The organism is Paucisalibacillus globulus (genome assembly GCF_900184735.1).
Classification (GTDB): domain Bacteria; phylum Bacillota; class Bacilli; order Bacillales; family Amphibacillaceae; genus Ornithinibacillus; species Ornithinibacillus globulus_B.
This window is the reverse complement of sequence record NZ_LT855392.1, coordinates 112,671-132,054: the sequence shown is the minus strand read 5'-3', so window position 1 is coordinate 132,054 and position 19,384 is coordinate 112,671. Positions and strand designations below refer to the sequence as shown.

Sequence of the window (19,384 nt, the reverse complement as noted above, 5' to 3'; positions counted from 1 at the left end):
ATCAGAGAAGGAATTCTTTGGAAAAAAATGATGAAGCTATGAAACAGTGGCCAGATTCACGTAGTAATAGCAGCGATGCGTGATTATACGATGCAACGCATTCCACCACTATATGTTAGTGATGAAGAACTTCAATTGGTAAAGATACCAACACTCCTCCTTTTAGGTGAAAAAAGTCCTATGCATAATTCCAAACGAGCCGCCGCCCGTGCAAAGAACCTATTGCAAGATGTAGAGAGATAGAGTCGATACCAAATATTGGACATCAGTTACCGGCTGATGTAGTGAATGTCGGTGGCAACTATGCCCACTAATTACTCGGATTTTCTTCGATGAGAATCCGTTTTTTTGTCTTGTTTATTCATTGCAATATCTTCTTCTCCTTCATTATAGTAATAATATGATCAGAAGCCTGAATACGCATCTGGATTTGTTTAAAATTGGAGGAGTTACTCAAATGAGAACCGAACAACAGATGATGAATATGATTTTGGATTACGCTAAACATGATGCAAGAATCAAACTTGTAACGCTGGAAGGCTCTCGAACTAATAAAAACATTCCTCGTGATTCCTTCCAAGATTATGATATTTCTTATTTTGTAACAGACATTGATTCTTTCAAAGAAAATGATCATTGGCTGGATGTCTTTGGGGAACGATTGATTATGCAAAAACCTGAAGATATGGAGCTTTTTCCTCCAGAGTTAGGGAATTGGTTTTCTTATCTTATGCTGTTCGAAGATGGGAATCGATTAGATTTGACACTGATACCGATTAATGAAGTGAAGGAATACTTTAATAAAAGTGATGGTTTAGTTAAAGTCTTACTTGATAAGGATGAGCTTGTAAAAAGTGAAGTGGTTGCAAACGATCAAAGGTATTGGATTAAAAAGCCCACTGCAGGAGAGTTTGATGATTGTTGTAATGAATTTTGGTGGGTTTCTACATATGTAGTAAAGGGATTGGCAAGAAGGGAATTCCTTTTTGCAGTGGACCATTTACATGAGATTGTTAGGAATAATTTGTTAAGAATGATGTCATGGCATATAGGATTAAAAAAAGGCTTTAACTTTAGCCTCGGGAAGAATTATAAATTTATTCATCATTATCTACCTAATGAAGATTGGGATTCTTTACTTACTACTTATGAAGAAAGTAGTTACCAAAATATATGGCGGTCTTTATTCACTTGTTATGAGTTATTTAGAAAATACTCTAAATATGTTGCAGAGAGCATTGGATGTACATACCCGGATTATGATAAAGCCATTTCTAAATATACACAAAATATTTATGAGTTATTGAATGAGGAGAGGGATTAGGAACGATATTTTAATTCATATAACTTTAATCGACTGGAATAAGAGGGATTAAAAAATATAGGATAAAAAGGATTACAATAATTTTATTCAGGCTGAATCCATTGGTGGTTCAGTCTTTTTTTCGATTTCTATTCTTTTACATTCTGTGTACTTAAAACTTGTAAGGGGATAGATGTATATTGTTTGATAAAGAAATTGATAGTAAGTGGTAATATTCCGTTATATCCAAGGGTAAATTTATATTGACTGGACACTAAAAGGTGTCGTATAATAATGACACCATTTAGTGTCCGATTTAAGGGAGGTAGGGATTTGAATAGCACTGACCAAAAGCGAGATGTTTTTGTAGCTATTGCCGATCCAACTAGGCGCAAATTAATACGCTTGTTGGCAGAGGGAGAGGAATTACCTCTTCACGAATTAACTAATCAATTTCAAATGGGGCGTACTGCGGTTTCTAAACATTTAACTATCTTAAAAGAAGCAGAATTAGTAACGAACCGGAAGATTGGCAGAGAAACAAGATTTCGTCTTAATCCAGCGCCCTTACAAGAAATTAAAGATTGGTTAGCCTTTTACGAGAAGTTTTGGAATGAAAGAGCAATATTACTAAAGAATATATTGGAGGAATAGATATGGCAGACATTTCATTAGATTTTCAATTTAAGAGTCCCATCCATAAAGTATGGGAAGCATTAACAAATTCAGATACACTAGCACAATGGGTAATGGAAAATAACTTTAAACCAATTGTTGGGTATAAATGTCAATTCCGGAACAATGACATTGATTTAATTGTTAATAGTGAAGTGTTGGTTGTAGACGAACCTCATACGTTGTCTTACACATGGGTTGGTGGACCAATTGATACGGTAGTTACATGGACGCTTAAACAAGTGGGAGATACAACTCACTTACATCTTGACCATACAGGATTTAATCAGGAAGATTACGCATTCAAAGGTGCGAAACATGGTTGGGCGGATAAAATTGAAGTTCTTAAGAAAGTATTATAGAAGAAATTAAAGAAAGTTTACTATACGTAGTAGAAAATGCATAAGTCTAAGGGAAACTAAAAGGAGTTAGTGATATGGGATTTTTTCAAGATATGAAGTCGGTATTTGTTAAGAAAGAGTTAGTGTTCTTAGAAAGCTTTAAAGAAACAGAAGGTGTATATAGTTTTCTATTTGAAAAAGAAAAGGATTTGACCTGGAAAGCTGGACAACATGGCTTATTTACGATCACTCATAAGAAAGTGAAACCTTCTACAAAGCCATTTAGTATTTCATCCGCACCTACAGAGGACGTCATTAGAATCACAACAAAAATAAGTGATCAGCCAAGTGATTTCAAAAAAGCGTTGTTAGAGCTAGAAAAAGGGATGAATATGACAATGAGCGGACCCGTTGGATCGTTCCAAATAAGCGATAACAGTCCTTCACTATTGATCGCGGGTGGTATTGGAATTACTCCATTTAGGTCCATGTTAAAGCAACTGGAAGCTGACCGTAGTACAGAGGCTAAACAAATTAAACTACTTTATATGGATAGTGAAAATTTATTTGTATATAAAGATGAACTGGATGAGATGGCTAACAATACTTCAGTAACTGTGACTTATCTGGATTCCAGAGAACATTTATTTGAGGAAATCAATAAATTTACTACTATTCATACTACTAATGGAACATTTTTAATTGCTGGACCTAAGTCAATGGTAGAATCTGTTTCAGGGTTCTTAAAAAATAATGGAGTTTCAAAAAAGAATATTAAAAGGGATGTACTAGATGGATATTAGTACCGGATAAGGGTCGGAAGTTCTACTTATTGTACTTCGTAGATAATGTTGTTTTAATTTAACCAAATTAAAAACTGGACCACACTAGGTCCAGTTTTTTGTTGTTTATGTTCGACAATACACTATTATTGTATAGTTCCCTGGTATGGAAATTGATTCATATAGCCCTGGTGTTGTTGAAAGGATTGTTGAATTTTTTGTGTATCTTCAGCTTCAAGCTTGTACCAACCTTTTTGGAACATAAGGTTAAATAAATCATGCTGCATATTTTGTGTCTCGGTAAAGATAGTAAGTAAATCATCATACAGGTGTTGATGACTCGCTTCATTTAAAGCAGTTGAATACGAATTAGTCATGTATTTTTCCGTCGAAAGAATGTCATTAACAAAATCGCGTTCATTCATTTGTGGTGATTTAGGAACTTGGGTACTTGGATTTTGAATTTTAGTTTGATTTTGGTTTTGTGTATTAGTATTTTGCATGATTTTTCTCTCCTTTCTCTATTGTGTTATCGAATTATTGGTTTGCTTTTCTTCTAAGTGTGCTAATAGCTTACTATAGTGTCTCTGATGCATTTGTCCGCATGCTTCAAGCATAGATAAAATTTGTTGATCCTGGCAATGAGATGCAGCATGATGCGCCTTTTTCATCGCTAGTAGATTCCATGCCAGCATGTCATTAATATAGGAAAAATCCTTTGTTGTTATGACATGGGGTGGTTGTTGCATGGCAGGTTGCTGGTTTTGTTGATTCATTTGTTGATTTTGCACGTGAATCCTCCTTTTTTAAAACTAGTTTGTTCGAGGGATTAATTTTTTATGTATGTTGCCCTTGGTAAAGGGGATAGTTCTACTGAAGAGAGATAGTGGAAAACCATTAGAAGTATTTCAAACCCTTGTAAACAGGTGAATTTCTGTTATAATAATCGAGCACAATCTTGACTTTTTTGGTTGAGGTGAATCTCACTTTAAGAATTTTAGCGAAGTGCGCCACCCTTCTAATGAAAGGAATGAATTTATATTATGGAAAATAATTTTTGGCTCGATTTACCAAAGCCATTTTTTATACTAGCACCAATGGAAGATGTGACGGATGTTGTGTTTCGCCATGTAGTGAGCACAGCTGCCAGACCGGATGTGTTTTTTACAGAGTTTACGAATACAGAGAGTTATTGTCACCCTGAGGGAAGAGCCAGTGTTCGCGGGCGATTAACCTTTACAGAAGATGAACAGCCAATTGTTGCTCATATTTGGGGAGATAAGCCAGAATACTTTCGACAAATGAGTATCGGTATGGCTGAACAAGGGTTTCGAGGCATCGATATAAATATGGGTTGCCCTGTACCAAATGTTGCAGCAAAGGGTAAAGGGGCGGGGCTTATCCGACACCCGGATGTTGCATCTGAACTGATACAAGCTGCAAAAGCTGGTGGATTACCTGTCAGTGTGAAGACTAGACTTGGTTACACGGATGTAGAAGAATGGCGTGACTGGTTGACGCATATATTGAAACAAGATATCGCCAATCTTTCTATTCATCTACGTACAAGAAAGGAAATGAGCATGGTCGATGCCCATTGGGAATTGATTCCGGAAATTAAAAAACTTCGTGATGAAGTAGCACCAGATACGCTCTTAACCATAAACGGAGATATTCCGGATCGTCAGACCGGCTTAGAACTTGTTCAACAATATGGTGTTGATGGGGTGATGATTGGTCGTGGGATATTTAAGAATCCATTTGCATTTGAAAAAGAATCAAAAGATCATAGTAGTGAGGAATTGCTTAATCTCTTAAGAGTGCATCTAGACCTTTTTGACAAGTATTCTAATATAGAACCGCGTCCATTTGGACCACTTCGTCGCTTTTTTAAGATATATGTAAAGGGATTTCGTGGTGCGAGTGAATTAAGAAATCAATTAATGAGCACCGATTCAACAGATGAGGTACGTGCAATGCTTGATGACTTTGAAAGTGAAAAATAATGGTTAATGAAGTTGTTTCATGACAATGGGCAGTTTTATTATTGATTGGTGCTATACCGATGTTTATTCTAACAAATCGTAGATAGATACTGTGTGGTAGAAGACAATCTTTTAAAAAGAATAATATCATTTTAATTTTGGTCCCGGGTTTCGTGAAAAAATATATTCTCGAATCCCGGGTCTTTTTAATGCTAATCTTATTCAGTATAAATTGTCCTAGTATATTAATTGAAAACCTTTTTTGATTAATACGTATTAGATAAAATTAACAAAATACTGATGAAAAAATAGGGAGCAATTTAAGTGAAGCGAATAAGGCTTATGAATTGGGATTTAGAAGTGGATATAAATAAAACAAAGGAATACTATAACAAGGATATTGAGTTGTGTCATTGTTCCTACTGTGAAAATTATATGGAAGCATGTAAAGTTATGGATTCTTCCATATTGGAATTTATTACCTCGCTTGGAATTAATCCATTAAAGCCGATCCATTTATCAGAGTTTGGAGAGGTTGAAGAGAAAGTTCATTTATATATGGGGTGTTATCATATAGTTGGAGTGTTAATAGAAGGGGAGTACTGTACGGATTCTGATTGGAATGAAACGAATACAGCTAAAATAGGTAATTTTACTTTAGGTTTTAATAAAGAGTTAATGTTTGTACAAGATGATTACCCAAGACCCGTTTTACAATTAGATTTTGAAGCACGAATCCCTTGGGTCCTGAATGAACACCCGGGAGATTAGTTGTAATAGTTAATTTAGAGTACAGAATAGTTGATTAAAAAGTACTAAAGATTTCCTAACTGCATAGAATGACATCAGGTATTTTGCAACGATAAGAAAAGGAGACAGTTATGGGGAATCGAATAGTATGTTTCATCATTATGCTTATGGGAGTTCTTATTCTGATAGGATGTTCTGAAGAAGATACCGAAACCGTTGTGGAAGATCAGGTAGATATAAATGCACCGTTAAGTCTAGAAAATTTAAGCGGTATGTTCTATGGTTTTCGAGATGATTTTGGTGGGGATGAATGTGGTGGAATCTGTTGGGATATCTATACATTTCTCGATGGAAATAAAGTAGTTATCGGCCCACCTGCAAATGGTGGACCGGAGATGATTGATTGTCTAATCGATCAGTGTCAGGAGTACACGATTAACAATGGACAACTAACAATTAGTGGGGTAGATGCTCTGCCAATAGAAATAGTCAATGAAACCTTGAGTATTAATCATGTAAAATTATCTCGGGTTGAACCAGTACCAGATGGAACGGTATTTAATAACCAATATAAAAATATATCCTACTCTGGACTCATTGGAGTTACAGGAGCAGCATCTTCTAAAACTCGATATTTATCGCTTAATGCAGATGGTACATTTGAAATTGATGGAGTGTCAATTGGAAGTGTTGGCGGTTCAAGTGGAACTTCAACATCAGGTAGTTTTACGGAGGATACTGTTTTTGGCACATATAAGGTGGAGAAGAATACGATTGTACTGACTAGTAATAATGGCACGGTTGAGAATCGATTATTTTTTCTTCATGATGGTGACGTTACAGATATTCAACTAGGGGAGAAAAATTATTATGTTGACGATGAGTAGGGAATCCTGTAATTAAAATGGAAAAGAGTGGATTCGAGTAGTGCAACGTCATGTGTGATTTTCTACCAGGGCACCCGCTAACAAAACTAACTGAATAGTTGTCCTATAAATTGCATATATATTGATATACAAAAGAGGCTGGGACATAAATAAAAGTATAAGTTGAGAACCTGAACGATACACCACATCAGCTCCGGAAATATACGGAGACTCCTACGGGAGGATAGGCATCGGTGAGACCCCGGAAGAGCTTTAGCTCTGAGGAGGCTCACCAGCCGCCCGTGGCAAGGTAGACACTGTGAGGTACTCTCGAACAGACCCCGGAAGAGCTTTAGCTCTGAGGAGGCTCACCAGCCGCCCGTGGAAAGCGTAGTATATTTCCGGAGCGGGTCTATGCGCTTTTCATGTTCGTTCGGATTTTAATCAACTAAAACTCTTTTGTCCCAGCCTCATTTTGTGTTGATTTCAGGTGCAAGTTGATTTCTTTCAAAAATATGATTGGACGGGCTAGGAAAGAAATATTATCCTACTTTACCATTTGATTGTGGAGTAGTCTGATAGGAATCAGTAACAAAAATATAAATCGAGACAAGAATACAGCAAAATAAACTAGCGTGAAATAGGGTATGTAATGTATTTGGTACAATTCCGTTCATTACTGGTAGGAAAGTATGGGTATTACCAAACATGGATGTATAGCTTGCAACTTTCTCAGCTGCACCTATACCTGTAAGATAAGGAATCCACCAACTCATCAATACCCCTGCAAAAATACATGATGGATGAATGATAAGCCATAGCTTTAAAAATAATGGGTATCTTTTTCCTATAAAAAGTAGAATTAGAAAGATGAGGAAGGTTACTTGTAATACCCCAATTAAAGTAACAAGGAGTAACTCGTTCGTTGTTTTCACTTGCTTTATTGCATCGATATCATTAAGTGATCCTAGTGGAACCCAGTCTTGGACGATCATAAAAAGTAATATAAAGCAGTAACCGATTAGTAGTACTTTTTCAGAAAAACGAATTTTTCTCATCAAACAGTCCCTCCATTTTCATGCTAAAAGTAAAGGCTATTGCCTATCTAATACGCCAAATCATCTTAAAAAGGTTAAAATAGATTTGTTTCTGTTAGATATGGCTATAGCCTCAATATGTTTCATATTAAAGTTTTACAGTTACCTGTTTAGTTAGTAGGCGAATTACACCTATAACCATAATTACCATTAATAAAATGGTGCTTGCTGCAATAGATCTAGGTAGAAAATCTAGAAATGTTAGCTGTTCTGCTAATGGAAGATTTAGGGTTATTCGTAAGAGTGAATCTTTAGCAATTAAAGTAATCATCCCAATAATAATGAAACCTAACCCTGGTATTGTACCTAATCTATAAAATCCTGAACTAATCATCCAACCAATTAAATAATAAATAAAAGTATTTATACTAGTGATAGCAATGGCTAATATCCAATTACTAGTTGGATTAACATAAGGTGGGATAATGATAGATTGTACAGTACTACTGATAATATTCCCAATAATGTTTCCGTTGGTATCGATTTCTTGAACTGCAGAATTAATATCCGGATTATTATACGTTATTTGGTCAATTTGATTGATAATAAATTGTCCTAGAGTAGAAACCACCATTGTAATAATTGGTAGAGCAATTGATAATCCAATTGCTGCTAACATTGCTCCTCTAAAGTAATCCTTTCTTGTCACACCATTTCCTACAAAGTGAGGGAGGAAATAAATACACAATATTCCAATGACAAACATAGCTATATTGGCAGCAATAAACACACTATCAAAATATGAATCTACTCCATAGTCCCCAAACATAGCTGTGATGATTCTAAAAATATGAACAACGATCATTACGCCTAAGAACCCAAGGATCCATAATGACTGTACCATGAACATATCACCTGTTACTTTAAGATAGATGGTGCTCTTTTTCATTAGTCCTCCTCCTTTGTTAAGTGAACAAATAGTTCATGAAGTGTAATTGGTCCTATTTCTAGCCCGAGCTCTCGAGCTGTCGTCTTATCTATTTTAGTAAGCTCTCCATAAATTGTAACTGCTTTTGTACTACCTAATTGTTCTACATGGATTTGTTTTTTTGTTTGTACAAACTCATCCACTAACTCAACATTTCCGGTAATCTTTGCCCCTTTAGTCATCAAGGAATCATAGTCTTCATGAAGAATTATTTTTCCCTCATCTAACATGATCACCTCATCAAATAAATAATCCATTTCTGAAACCAGGTGGGTTGATAATATGAAGATTCTAGGATGTTTTTGTTGTTCCTCCAGAAGTTCCTGATAAAAAATATCACGTGATGGTGCATCCATGCCTAAGTAGACCTCATCAAAGATTGTTATTGGTGCTCTACCAGCTAAACCTATGATGACATTTAGAGCGGATTGCATTCCTTTAGAAAACTTTTTAACTGGTTTTTTCTGATCTAACTTAAATCGATTCACTAGGTAGTTTGCATATTCCATATCAAAATTTGGTCGGTATCGTTCGGTATCTTGCAATATACTTTTTAAATTATTTGATTCATCTTTATAGTCTTTGTTATACAGAAAGGCAACCTGTTGCATGATATCCGCATTTTCAAATGGTGATTCGCCATTTATTTTGACTGAGCCAGAAGTCGCTTTTCGGAATGAAGCTAGAATTGATAATAGTGAAGTTTTGCCTGCCCCGTTTCTACCTAAAAGTCCATAAATTCTAGGACGATTTATTTCAAATTGTACATCACTTAGCGCTGTATAATTTCCGTAGTTCAGGCTTAACTCGTTAACTATAAGATTCATATGGTATCACTTCCTTTAATCTTTTTAATATAACCAATGATTTCATTCTCTGAAATGTCTAGCTTATTTGCTTCTTGTATTAGCTTGAGGACGTAATCTTCTATAAAAGATTCTTTTCGTTTCTGAATAAGTAATTCTCTTGCTCCTTCAGCCACAAACATACCAATACCTCTTTTCTTATATAGAATCCCTTCATCAACTAACTGATTAACTCCTTTTGATACAGTAACATGGTTAATCTTATAGAAATTCACTAACTGATTTGTGGAAGGAGCCTGGTGTCCTTCCTTCAATTGTTTATTGATGATTTGATCCTCAATCTTTTCTCTTATTTGGATGTATATTGGTTTGTCTTCTTCAAATAACTTACTCACTATGTCACCCGCTATCCTATATTGTTATAAGTCCAATATGGTTATATAGTTATGTATATAACCATAATAGTTATATGTGTTTATGTCAAGGGTGTTAGTGGATTTTTTTTGCAGTATTGTATAATGGTTCTGGAACGACTACATACTTTATTGAAAAGTAAATATTAGGAGAGTTAAAGTGTTAGAATCATTAACTATTATCGGTGAACAATTAAATAATAAAGGTATTACCTGGGGAGTAGGAGGTTCACTTCTTCTGAGCTTTTATCAAATCATTGATGATCCCAATGATATAGACATATTAGTGGATGAGAATCATACTAATCAACTAAATGAAATTATTGCTCCAATGGGAGAGTTAAAAAAGGTAATTCATTCTGACCCTTTTCGTACAGAATATTTCACTAAATATCTTATTAATGCAACCGATATCGATATTATGGGTGGGTTCGCCATACAACATAGTGAAGGGATCTATAAATTATCTTTAAACAAAAAATCAATTGTATCCTATAAAAAAATAAATGAGATAGATATACCTTTGTGTTCACTGGAAGATTGGTATATTCTTTATTGGTTAATTCCGGGCAAGCAAGAAAAGGCAATTCTTATTGAAGATTTTTTCAAAATGAACGGTGTAAAACATTCTAGCATTTTAGAAAAAGCACTAACACAACCCTTACCACTTGAAGTAAAAGACAGGGTGGAAAAACTGTTAAACTAAAGCTAACCGGAAATCCAAGTGACTGTTTCAAAATGAAAGGAGTTATATTATGAGTATTGAAGGAAGAAAAATAGAAGAGGTTAATCAGTACATATCAAATTTGCCAGAGGAATTTCAAGAGATTACAAATTCTTTAAGGGAAATAATTCTTAATACTTCGCCAGAACTTAAAGAGGAGTATAAATGGTCTATGCCAAATTATTCTTACAAAGGTTTAGCTTGTTATCTGCAAGCTAGTAAGAAGCATGTGAATCTTGGTTTTCAAAAAGGAAATGAACTGGAAGACAAAGATACTCATAATTTGTTAAAAGGTTCAGGAAAAACAATGAGACATATTCGACTAACCAAGAAGGAAGATATTAAGCCAGAATTATTTACTTCTCTTATTCAAGCAGCAATGGAACTAAATGAAAAGTAATAGAGGATTTCTACTGACAAAGGAATGAGGGAAGTAGTAGTGCTTCTTCAAGACCTAATTTCAGAAACAGACATGTTACTTCGACAATTTGTATAATATGGTGTTGACTTATTAAGTAATACTTTTTATAATGAGCACTGTAAATGATAAACGTTAAGGAGGATTATTGAAAGGTGACACACGCTATGAGACTACGAATCCCAACTTTGAACTCGTAATTAAATACGTTCAAAGGCTCTGTTTGTGCATACAGAGTAAACGGGATTAGTCTGTCCTTTTTTAATAATCTTCATTTCATATACTATATGGCATGTTAAGAAAGGTAGGATTATTCTGCCTTTCTTTTTTTATTAGGTAAGAAAGTATAAACGCTTTCTGCATGTATAGATAAACTATCACATTCTCTAAGGATAAGGGAATGCGAATTTTTCTTATAAATTTTCTCCTCTATTCAAAGAAGGAGGGTAATTTGCGGCAAGCTTATCTGCCCTATCCAACATAAGGATGGGACTATTTCCCTTTACTCTAAATCACAAGCAGATGCTTGTGATTTTTTTATTTGGAGGTAGTAAAAATGGAAAAAGTATGTTTAGAAATTGAAAATTTAGAGCTATCATTTTTAGATGAAATAGTGTTACGTATTCCGAGACTTGCAGTACATCAGTTTGATCGTATTGGCATTGTTGGAAAAAATGGCGCAGGTAAAAGTACGTTATTAAAGTTAATGAATGGTCAAATCCGTCCGGAAAAAGGTCACATAAAACAATTCGCGGATTTTGCTTACTTTGACCAATTATCTTCACCTGAAGAAGGTGAGGTAGAGCATGATTTATTAGGTAAGTTATCTATTCCAAAGACAAATATTGACAAGTTCAGTGGTGGGGAAAAAACGAGATTAAAGTTAGCCCAACTCTTCTCAACCTATCATGAGGGATTATTAATTGATGAACCAACAACACACTTAGATCAGGAAGCAATTAAATTTTTCATTGAAGAATTAAGGTATTATTATGGTGCACTTGTACTTGTTAGCCATGATCGATATGTATTAGATCAACTCGTTACAAAGATATGGGAAGTGGAGAATGGTAAGGTAACCGAATATACAGGGAATTATTCCGATTATGCAGCACAAAAGGAATTACAAAAAAAACAACAACTTGAGATGCATGAAAAATATATGAAAGAAAAATCTCGTCTTATGAAGGCTGCTGAGGAAAAGATGAAAAAGGCGGATAAAATTACGCAAGCAAATAGACAAATGTCCAAAAGAGAAGTGAAAGATATACCCAATAAGACGTTCATGACAAAATCAAAAGGAACTAGCCAAAAGTCAGTACAACGTGCTGCAAAAGCAATAGAACAAAGAGTAGAACAACTGGAGGCAGTCGATGCCCCTAAGAATGAGCAGCTCATTCGGTTCCATCAATCAGACGCCCTAACATTACACAATAAGTTTCCGATTATGGCAGATCGCCTTTCTTTAAAAGTAGGCGATAAGCTACTTCTCGAGGAAGCAAGTTTCCAGTTTCCATTAGGGAAAACTATTGCGATCACTGGGAAAAATGGTGCAGGTAAATCAACATTAATCCATCATATCTTACAACAAGGTGATGGGATAACAATATCACCAAAAGTAGTATTTGGAACGTATGAACAAATGAATTATCAATTTAATCAAGATCAAACTGTTATGGCCTATATGAAGGAGAGAAGTGACTATAATGATAGTAAGATCCGTGCTGTCCTACATTCTATGAGTTTTACTGGAAATGATATTAATAAGAATGTTCGAGATTTAAGTGGAGGTGAGGCAATACGATTAGTTTTATGTAGTCTATTTTTGGGACGGTATAATGTCTTAGTTCTAGATGAACCAACTAATTTCTTAGATGTATTTTGTTTGGAAGCGTTAGAACAATTTATCAAGGGCTATGAAGGGACTGTACTATTGGTGTCTCACGACCAGACTTTTATAAGTCATGTAGCGGATATGGTATTTGCATTTGAAAATAATAAATTAGTATTACTAGATTAATAAGCTAATTGACGTGCCAGTTCTGTAATAGGTTACAGGACTGGCATAAATAAAATAAATCTCTATGAAACCAAATGTAGGAGATAATCGTATAGAAAGATGCCACAAAAAAATATCTATTTTTATAGTGTGAATGTAATGGTTGAAAGATTGCAGGGGGATTATTTTATTTCAGGATGATTAATTGTTAAGAAGGAGTGCTAATATTGAGTGAACCTATTTTATCACTTAAAAAAGTAAATAAGAAAATTGGAAAAAAGCATATTATCAAGGACCTTTCATTTGATGTGTATCCGGGGGAAGTATTTGGATTTCTAGGACCTAATGGTGCAGGTAAGACAACGACTATTCGTATGATTGTTGGTCTAACTAATATTACATCTGGTGAAATATTAGTTAATGGTAATAGCATCAGTAAAAACTATAAGAAAGCAATTGAGAATATTGGTGCAATCGTTGAGAACCCAGAGTTATACCCTTATTTGTCAGCAAGGAAGAACTTAATCCACTTTGCCCGTATGAGTAACAATGTGACCAAGGAGGATATTCAACATCGACTAGAATTAGTGAATTTAGAGCATGTCAAGGATGAAAAGGTATCTCGCTTTTCGCTTGGGATGAAACAACGTTTAGGAATTGCTCAAGCCATGCTTCATAATCCTAAAATTCTTATTTTGGATGAACCAACCAATGGATTGGATCCAGCAGGCATTAGACAAATGCGTGATTATTTACGTAAAGTTGCCAAAGAAGAGGGAATTGCTATTCTTGTCTCTAGTCATGTTCTTTCTGAGATGGAATTAATGTGTGATCGGTTTGCAATCATTCAAAAAGGAGAACTTGTTCAGGTAGAGGACGTATCGAATGAGGATCAAGTTGATCTAGCTAACCCTCATATGATAGAGGTTAATGATGTAGAGAAAGCAAAAAACCTCTTGCAGAACGAATATCCAGATTTAACGATTGAAATTCAGGATAGTATTATCAGAGTTAAGGCTACAAAAGAACAAATTGGAAGTATTATTACATACTTAACAAGCAATGAAATTATTGTCTACCAAGTAATTAAAGAAAAGCAAACACTAGAAGATAGATTCTTACAGGCTACAAATGGGGAGGTCTCCTAATGCTATTATTTAGATTAGTACAAAATGAATGGATGAAGTTATTTAATCGTGTTAGTACATATGTGATGCTTGGCATTTTACTATTAGGTATTGTACTTACAGCTGTAATCATCTTTTTTAACCAAACGGATAGTAGTGACTTGCCTGGCAAAGGGGATTGGAAGCAAAATTTAGCAGTAGAAAATGAATCGTATAAACAACAAGAGGAAGAAGCTTTTAATTACTTTACCGAAACCTATGCCATCAATCAGCAAGCAATCAATAATTACCGTATTGAAAATGATATTTCCCCGTACGAAGAAACTAATGTTTGGAGCTATATGGATACTAATATTTTATTAGTGCAATTAATAGGGGTATTTGTCATTATTGTTGGATCTTCAATAGTTGCGCACGAATTTAACAAGGGTACCATTAAATTGCTATTGGTACGTTCAGCATCAAGAAATCAAATACTTGCGTCTAAGTTTATTACGACGTTATTGTTTGGGATTTTTCTTTTAGTGGTAACTTTTATACTATCGTTTATTATTGGTAGTATTTTATTCGGATTTGATGGATCATCCGTACACTTATCTGCCATTGATGGTGAAGTTACAGAGCGTTCTAGAATCCTATTCTTAGGTTTGAGTTATTTGGCAAGTTCTGTTTCCATTCTAATGTTAACTGCAATGGCGTTTATGATTTCCACTATATTTAGAAGTGAAACAATTGCAATTGCACTATCTGTTATGCTGTTATTTATTGGAAGTACTGCAACAGGTATCTTGGCAATGTTTACAGATTGGGCTAAGTATTCCGTGTTTGCCAATACCAATTTAGAATTATACTTTACAGATGGACCAATGATTGAAGGCATGACACTTGGTTTTTCCATTGTGGTGTTAATTGTTTATCTGATTCTATTCTTATTCCTCTCTTTCTTGTTCTTTAAGAAAAGAGATGTAAGTATCTAAATAAGTACTAAATACTAATTCTGTCTGAGAAACTCTGATATTAAACCAATATCAGAGTTTTTACTTTCCGTAAAATTCAATAGAATCAACATTCGTAATCCAAGCTTCTGCCTCGGTACCATCAGAGTTTGCTTTCCAAAGCGTAGGTTCTTCATCCGTAATTGATTTTCCACGCAACCAAATAATCTTTTCAAGTGATTCAATATACTGTGGATTATAATCTCCATACCCATTGGGGGGATTTGTTATTGCTACTTGCTTGTTATGTTTTATATGAATGGAATACAATATCGGTAATGGTTGTTCGGACCATTCTCCCTCTGTCGTCCTAGATGTAATAATAAATTCATTAGAGACCCAATCAAAGTCTATATCTACATAGTTATCCGGTGTGTACTGAATGGATGTAGGCATTTCATGTATCTTCAATTTCTTATTTTTAAAACCAAATGTAAGCCTTCCACCCCCAGCAATAAAGGCAATCGTATCAGTAGATGGTGCCCATTTTGGACTTCCCACACTAAAGGTCGTAATCTCATCTATTACTTCAAAGTTCTCTCCGTTCCTGTCTATTACACAAAGCATATTACTATCCATCGCCCAAGAAGCGGTTGGAGATACGATGAAGGAAATCCATACGCTACTCGGTGAATAGGCAAAATCACCTGCATTCACAGCAATGATTCTTTCGTTGTCATGTTCTATTTCCTTGGGTAATGTAAAAAAGTGATCCGCTCCTCCAAATAATGGTACATCTTCATAATTATCCGTAACCTCTTTTGTATACAAGATTGCACTAGTCCACCCATCCGGCCTAAGAACACCGGAGGAGGAGAGAAGGAACCCATTTCCATCCGGAAGCCAAGTGAAATCACTAACACCCGTAGCAATATTATAAAACTGATCTAAATCAGATATATCTAAAATTCCACTGTCATTATAGGCAATTACGTTTTTATTTGGAGCCCAGGCGGGTGAATTCCCATTTCTAGCAATTCGCTTAAATTCCTTAGTCTCAAGGTTATATGCCCAAACTTCATTTTCTTCCCCAAATTCAGTAGTAGATGCAACTTGATATAGAATCCATTCTCCATCTGATGACCACTTAGGGCTAAATACTTTCTTATTTTCTTTAGTAATTTGTGTTTCTTTATCGCCAATAAGCGTCCAAAGGTTCCAATCTCGAATAAAAGCGGCTTTTATGTTATCAGTATTCGCAAAAGTAACCATAGGGAACAGCAGTAATATCACAAGGCTTATTGTAAGTACCCGGAACATTGTGAGAACCTCCTTTAAGTTTACTATTTCTAATATCCTACTAGAATTGCCGTTTATGTATGGATTGTCATTTTCAATTAAGTCTTGTTCCGCTATAATAGGTTAGTATGCAAAAATGCTAATATGTTAAGATTGAATGCTAGAGACATTTCATAGATAAGGAAGAGTTGAGAGGAGGAGCAAATCTTGACAACTACAAAAAGTGAAACATATATCACAGAAATTAATGATTTAGATAAAAAAGGTTCTGGCCGTGCCGTTGTTTGGCGTGATATTGGTGAGGTTAATCCTAGAAAGTTAAAGCTCACCATCCCGCAAACATTACCTGGGGAAAAGGTTCAAGTTACAGTTGGACAACCTGAGAAAAAGAGAACAAGAGTCATACCAGAAGAAATAGTGGAAGCTCATGCAGAACGAGTAGAAGCTCCTTGTCCGCATTTTGATCGATGTGGTGGTTGTGTATGGCAACACTGGGCATATACTGGACAATTAAACCACAAAACGGACCATGTAAAGAGGGTTTTGGAAGAGCAAGGCTTTGATTCCAATTTAGTACATGACACAATTGGAATGGATAACCCGTGGCATTATCGGAATAAGATGGAATTTACCTTTGCTAAAGATGGTTCTTTAGGACTTCATGAACTTGGAAATTGGAGAAAAATAATATCTTTAGAGACTTGCTTAATCGCTGGTAAGGAAATGGTAGAGGCTACAATGGAAGTTGCCGATTGGGCTAAGGACCATGAACTTTCAGGATATGATAAGGATGCGCATGAAGGGCTATTGCGCCACCTAATGGTACGTCAGTCATTTGCAACGGGAGAAATTATGCTAGGTCTTTTTGCAACAGAATCTCCTAATGGTGAACTGGAATCTGCAGTTAAAGATTTAGAAGAAAGAATATCCAAGAAATTTCCAAAAGTAAAAAGTCTAATGTGGTTTAAAAATACAGATTGGGCTGACCGTACGCAAGCGGAAGAGACTCATACACTAGCAGGACGGGATTTCATTTACGATGAGATGCTAGGCTATCGTTATCGAATTTGGTTCGATACGTTCTTTCAAACAAATCCTATTCAAGCACAGAAGCTAGTAGAATTGGCTCTTGAAATGGGTAAACCTAAAGAAACTGAGAAAATGATTGATTTATTCTGTGGGGTAGGTACGTTCTCCCTTCCATTCGCTAGCCAAGTTGGTAAGCTTGCTGGAATTGAAATTGTGGAAACTTCTATTGAATCTGCCAAGCGAAATGCGAAAGATAATGGAATTGATAATACGTATTTCTTAGCAAAAGATGCAAGACGTGGGATTGATGAAGTATTAGAAAGTTTTGGAATACCAGAGTTGTTACTTCTTGATCCACCTCGCTCTGGTGCAGGTGGTAAGGTAATGCGCCGTATTGGTCGAGCACAACCGGAACGTGTAGTGTATGTTTCTTGTAATCCGGATACCTTTGCTGAAGATATTAAGGAGCTTGAACCTTTTGGGTATGAACTGATTGAAGTTCAACCAGTTGACTTATTCCCGCATACGGTTCATGTAGAGTGTGTGGCATTACTAACTTTAAAAACGAATGAGCAAATATAATAATATGGTCTAATCCATAATACAACAGGGTGGTATCTATTAGGAATTGATACCACCCTGTTGTTTTTTAATCCTAAATTATGTTGAGATTATATTTTAAAGATTTTTTTTAATTCTACATTCAAATTATCAAACTTAAACGAATATACAGTCTCATCCTTTTTATAAGTTGAAATCCTACCAATGTTCTTATCCTCAAATAGATAAACCGTGACTTCTTTGTTCTCTGGATTAACAATCCAATATTCATGAACACCAGTGGACATATATAAATCTAGCTTTTGAATGAGGTCTTTTCTTTGTGTGCTTTTTGAAAGTACTTCCACAACAAGGGATGGCACACCTTTATAGTAATCCTGTTCATTTATATTTTCTTCCAGATCACAAATAACCATCAGGTCTGGTTGAACTACATTAATGTTTTCTTCAGTTCGTCTCAGTTCAATATCATATGGCGCAACCATTGGTGTACATCGAGTTCCCTGGAAGGAATTATAAAAGGTTCCAAATAATTCAGTAATAGCACGTTGGTGTGCTGTTTTAGGTGAAGCAATCCAATAAATCTCTCCATCGATATATTCATATCGTTCCTCAGATACTTTGCTTAATTGGAGGAACTCCTTATATGTTGCCTTTTTGCCATGGGTGCTATATTCCGGAACTTTCTCTCTGACATTCTCTAATAGGAGTGATTGATCGGCAGTGGCTTCCTTAACGGCAGTTAGCTTAGCAATTTCTGTTCCATTTCTTGTAATAATAATATCTTCTTGTGCTGCAAGCATTAGGTATTTGCCAAAGTTATTTTGTAATTCTGTTGAATTAATAATCAAGGGCGATACCTCCCAATTAGCTAAAATAGCTATTTTAGCTAATTATACTGTTTGAATTTAATTTTTACAAGACAACGACGATGATGAAGTTACTTGTATACAAAGATTAAAAAGAACCAAACTATAAAAAAGCCCTTGAAATAATTGGAGGTACAAAATTGTCTAATCATAAACAAACCAATCCTGATAATAGAAAAAATAATGTGGAACGCCTGCATGACATGATTGAAAACACACAGGCAAAATTAAAAGATGCGGAAACTAGTTTGGAATTTGCAAGTCCTGAGGAACAAGAGTTTATAAAAAATAAAAACGAGAGAAGAAAACAGTCTATTGCCGCCATGGAACAGGAAATGGAACAAGAGATGGCTGCACGTAGAAATGGTGAAATAGAGGATTGAGACACGTGAAATGTGTCTCAGTCCTTTAATTATTATAGAAATATTCATATACCAAATTGGGAGATGTACCCTTCTATTAATTATGGTATATTTG

General features: G+C 35.2%; 23 protein-coding genes. 15 read left to right on the top strand and 8 right to left on the bottom strand.

Annotated features, from left to right (window positions below; all coding sequences use genetic code 11):
- Positions 1 to 457: 457 nt before the first annotated feature.
- The 4 genes from ant(6) to BN999_RS11615 all read left to right on the top strand — a co-directional run bounded on the left by ant(6) (position 458) and on the right by BN999_RS11615 (position 3,122).
- The gene (gene ant(6) / locus BN999_RS11630) at positions 458 to 1,324 is read left to right on the top strand and encodes an aminoglycoside 6-adenylyltransferase (protein ID WP_096271545.1); all 867 of its coding nucleotides are present in this window, start codon (positions 458 to 460) and stop codon (positions 1,322 to 1,324) included.
- A gap of 312 nt (positions 1,325 to 1,636) precedes the next feature.
- Positions 1,637 to 1,957, top strand: a complete 321-nt coding sequence (locus BN999_RS11625; RefSeq protein ID WP_176481955.1) for an ArsR/SmtB family transcription factor — start codon at positions 1,637 to 1,639, stop codon at positions 1,955 to 1,957.
- A gap of 2 nt (positions 1,958 to 1,959) precedes the next feature.
- Positions 1,960 to 2,340: an SRPBCC family protein gene (locus tag BN999_RS11620; RefSeq protein ID WP_096271541.1), complete on the top strand. Its 381-nt coding sequence runs from the start codon at positions 1,960 to 1,962 to the stop codon at positions 2,338 to 2,340.
- A gap of 74 nt (positions 2,341 to 2,414) precedes the next feature.
- Positions 2,415 to 3,122, top strand: a complete 708-nt coding sequence (locus BN999_RS11615; RefSeq protein ID WP_096271539.1) for an FAD-dependent oxidoreductase — start codon at positions 2,415 to 2,417, stop codon at positions 3,120 to 3,122.
- Positions 3,123 to 3,247: 125 nt separating this feature from the next.
- Here BN999_RS11615 and BN999_RS11610 read toward each other — a convergent pair whose 3' ends face one another.
- Both BN999_RS11610 and BN999_RS11605 read right to left on the bottom strand, forming a co-directional pair.
- On the bottom strand, positions 3,248 to 3,604 hold the full coding sequence (locus tag BN999_RS11610) for a spore coat protein (protein ID WP_096271537.1): 357 nt from the start codon (positions 3,602 to 3,604) through the stop codon (positions 3,248 to 3,250).
- Between the two features lie 18 nt (positions 3,605 to 3,622).
- Positions 3,623 to 3,892, bottom strand: a complete 270-nt coding sequence (locus tag BN999_RS11605) for a hypothetical protein (protein ID WP_096271535.1) — start codon at positions 3,890 to 3,892, stop codon at positions 3,623 to 3,625.
- Positions 3,893 to 4,144: 252 nt separating this feature from the next.
- Between BN999_RS11605 and BN999_RS11600 the strand changes: the two genes are divergently transcribed.
- From BN999_RS11600 to BN999_RS11590, 3 genes are all read left to right on the top strand, one after another.
- Positions 4,145 to 5,107, top strand: coding sequence for a tRNA dihydrouridine synthase (locus BN999_RS11600; RefSeq protein WP_096271533.1), 963 nt, complete (start codon positions 4,145 to 4,147; stop codon positions 5,105 to 5,107).
- Positions 5,108 to 5,410: 303 nt separating this feature from the next.
- Positions 5,411 to 5,857, top strand: coding sequence for a hypothetical protein (locus tag BN999_RS11595; RefSeq protein ID WP_096271531.1), 447 nt, complete (start codon positions 5,411 to 5,413; stop codon positions 5,855 to 5,857).
- A 110-nt stretch (positions 5,858 to 5,967) separates the two neighbouring features.
- Positions 5,968 to 6,723, top strand: coding sequence for a hypothetical protein (locus tag BN999_RS11590; protein ID WP_096271529.1), 756 nt, complete (start codon positions 5,968 to 5,970; stop codon positions 6,721 to 6,723).
- 521 nt (positions 6,724 to 7,244) lie between these two features.
- Here the strand turns inward: BN999_RS11590 and BN999_RS11585 are convergent.
- The 4 genes from BN999_RS11585 to BN999_RS11570 form a co-directional block, all read right to left on the bottom strand.
- Positions 7,245 to 7,760, bottom strand: a complete 516-nt coding sequence (locus tag BN999_RS11585) for a hypothetical protein (protein WP_096271527.1) — start codon at positions 7,758 to 7,760, stop codon at positions 7,245 to 7,247.
- A 127-nt stretch (positions 7,761 to 7,887) separates the two neighbouring features.
- Positions 7,888 to 8,688: a hypothetical protein gene (locus tag BN999_RS11580; protein ID WP_096271525.1), complete on the bottom strand. Its 801-nt coding sequence runs from the start codon at positions 8,686 to 8,688 to the stop codon at positions 7,888 to 7,890.
- On the bottom strand, positions 8,688 to 9,554 hold the full coding sequence (locus BN999_RS11575; protein ID WP_096271523.1) for an ATP-binding cassette domain-containing protein: 867 nt from the start codon (positions 9,552 to 9,554) through the stop codon (positions 8,688 to 8,690). The genes BN999_RS11580 and BN999_RS11575 overlap by 1 nt, the downstream gene beginning before the upstream one ends.
- Positions 9,551 to 9,928 carry a GntR family transcriptional regulator gene (locus BN999_RS11570; protein WP_096271521.1) on the bottom strand — a complete coding sequence of 126 codons (378 nt, stop codon included), beginning with the start codon at positions 9,926 to 9,928 and terminating at the stop codon, positions 9,551 to 9,553. Before BN999_RS11570 ends, BN999_RS11575 begins: the two co-directional genes overlap by 4 nt.
- 178 nt (positions 9,929 to 10,106) lie before the next feature.
- Here BN999_RS11570 and BN999_RS11565 point away from each other — a divergent pair, with 178 nt between their 5' ends.
- The 6 genes from BN999_RS11565 (at position 10,107) to BN999_RS11545 (ending at position 15,191) form a co-directional block, all read left to right on the top strand.
- On the top strand, positions 10,107 to 10,652 hold the full coding sequence (locus BN999_RS11565) for a hypothetical protein (RefSeq protein WP_096271520.1): 546 nt from the start codon (positions 10,107 to 10,109) through the stop codon (positions 10,650 to 10,652).
- 49 nt (positions 10,653 to 10,701) lie between these two features.
- Positions 10,702 to 11,070: a DUF1801 domain-containing protein gene (locus BN999_RS11560; protein ID WP_096271518.1), complete on the top strand. Its 369-nt coding sequence runs from the start codon at positions 10,702 to 10,704 to the stop codon at positions 11,068 to 11,070.
- 173 nt (positions 11,071 to 11,243) lie between these two features.
- Positions 11,244 to 11,288, top strand: a complete 45-nt coding sequence (locus BN999_RS21220) for an erythromycin resistance leader peptide (protein WP_373453631.1) — start codon at positions 11,244 to 11,246, stop codon at positions 11,286 to 11,288.
- Positions 11,289 to 11,644: 356 nt separating this feature from the next.
- Positions 11,645 to 13,108, top strand: coding sequence for an Msr family ABC-F type ribosomal protection protein (locus BN999_RS11555; protein ID WP_096271517.1), 1,464 nt, complete (start codon positions 11,645 to 11,647; stop codon positions 13,106 to 13,108).
- A 206-nt stretch (positions 13,109 to 13,314) separates the two neighbouring features.
- Positions 13,315 to 14,235: an ABC transporter ATP-binding protein gene (locus BN999_RS11550; RefSeq protein WP_096271516.1), complete on the top strand. Its 921-nt coding sequence runs from the start codon at positions 13,315 to 13,317 to the stop codon at positions 14,233 to 14,235.
- On the top strand, positions 14,235 to 15,191 hold the full coding sequence (locus tag BN999_RS11545; RefSeq protein ID WP_096271515.1) for an ABC transporter permease subunit: 957 nt from the start codon (positions 14,235 to 14,237) through the stop codon (positions 15,189 to 15,191). Before BN999_RS11550 ends, BN999_RS11545 begins: the two co-directional genes overlap by 1 nt.
- A gap of 60 nt (positions 15,192 to 15,251) precedes the next feature.
- Here BN999_RS11545 and BN999_RS11540 read toward each other — a convergent pair whose 3' ends face one another.
- Positions 15,252 to 16,469 (bottom strand): TolB family protein, encoded by a 1,218-nt coding sequence (locus tag BN999_RS11540; RefSeq protein WP_096271514.1) that lies wholly within the window; start codon positions 16,467 to 16,469, stop codon positions 15,252 to 15,254.
- Between the two features lie 186 nt (positions 16,470 to 16,655).
- Here BN999_RS11540 and rlmD point away from each other — a divergent pair, with 186 nt between their 5' ends.
- Entirely contained in the window at positions 16,656 to 18,059 is a 1,404-nt protein-coding gene (rlmD, locus tag BN999_RS11535; protein ID WP_096271513.1) for a 23S rRNA (uracil(1939)-C(5))-methyltransferase RlmD, read from the top strand.
- An 89-nt stretch (positions 18,060 to 18,148) separates the two neighbouring features.
- Here rlmD and BN999_RS11530 read toward each other — a convergent pair whose 3' ends face one another.
- Complete coding sequence (locus BN999_RS11530) at positions 18,149 to 18,889, bottom strand: type II toxin-antitoxin system prevent-host-death family antitoxin (RefSeq protein WP_096271512.1); 741 nt, start codon at positions 18,887 to 18,889, stop codon at positions 18,149 to 18,151.
- 158 nt (positions 18,890 to 19,047) lie between these two features.
- Between BN999_RS11530 and BN999_RS11525 the strand changes: the two genes are divergently transcribed.
- Positions 19,048 to 19,290, top strand: coding sequence for a small acid-soluble spore protein Tlp (locus BN999_RS11525; RefSeq protein WP_096271511.1), 243 nt, complete (start codon positions 19,048 to 19,050; stop codon positions 19,288 to 19,290).
- The last annotated feature ends 94 nt before the right edge of the window (positions 19,291 to 19,384 follow it).

Bases quoted from the DNA above. Each gene is read 5' to 3' on its own strand.
- BN999_RS11620 (WP_096271541.1), top strand. From the start codon at position 1,960: ATGGCAGACATTTCATTAGATTTTCAATTTAAGAGTCCCATCCATAAA.
- BN999_RS11615 (WP_096271539.1), top strand. From the start codon at position 2,415: ATGGGATTTTTTCAAGATATGAAGTCGGTATTTGTTAAGAAAGAGTTA.
- BN999_RS11610 (WP_096271537.1), bottom strand. From the start codon at position 3,604: ATGCAAAATACTAATACACAAAACCAAAATCAAACTAAAATTCAAAAT.
- BN999_RS11600 (WP_096271533.1), top strand. From the start codon at position 4,145: ATGGAAAATAATTTTTGGCTCGATTTACCAAAGCCATTTTTTATACTA.
- BN999_RS11590 (WP_096271529.1), top strand. From the start codon at position 5,968: ATGGGGAATCGAATAGTATGTTTCATCATTATGCTTATGGGAGTTCTT.
- BN999_RS11585 (WP_096271527.1), bottom strand. From the start codon at position 7,760: ATGAGAAAAATTCGTTTTTCTGAAAAAGTACTACTAATCGGTTACTGC.
- BN999_RS11580 (WP_096271525.1), bottom strand. From the start codon at position 8,688: ATGAAAAAGAGCACCATCTATCTTAAAGTAACAGGTGATATGTTCATG.
- BN999_RS11575 (WP_096271523.1), bottom strand. From the start codon at position 9,554: ATGAATCTTATAGTTAACGAGTTAAGCCTGAACTACGGAAATTATACA.
- BN999_RS11560 (WP_096271518.1), top strand. From the start codon at position 10,702: ATGAGTATTGAAGGAAGAAAAATAGAAGAGGTTAATCAGTACATATCA.
- BN999_RS11555 (WP_096271517.1), top strand. From the start codon at position 11,645: ATGGAAAAAGTATGTTTAGAAATTGAAAATTTAGAGCTATCATTTTTA.
- BN999_RS11545 (WP_096271515.1), top strand. From the start codon at position 14,235: ATGCTATTATTTAGATTAGTACAAAATGAATGGATGAAGTTATTTAAT.
- BN999_RS11540 (WP_096271514.1), bottom strand. From the start codon at position 16,469: ATGTTCCGGGTACTTACAATAAGCCTTGTGATATTACTGCTGTTCCCT.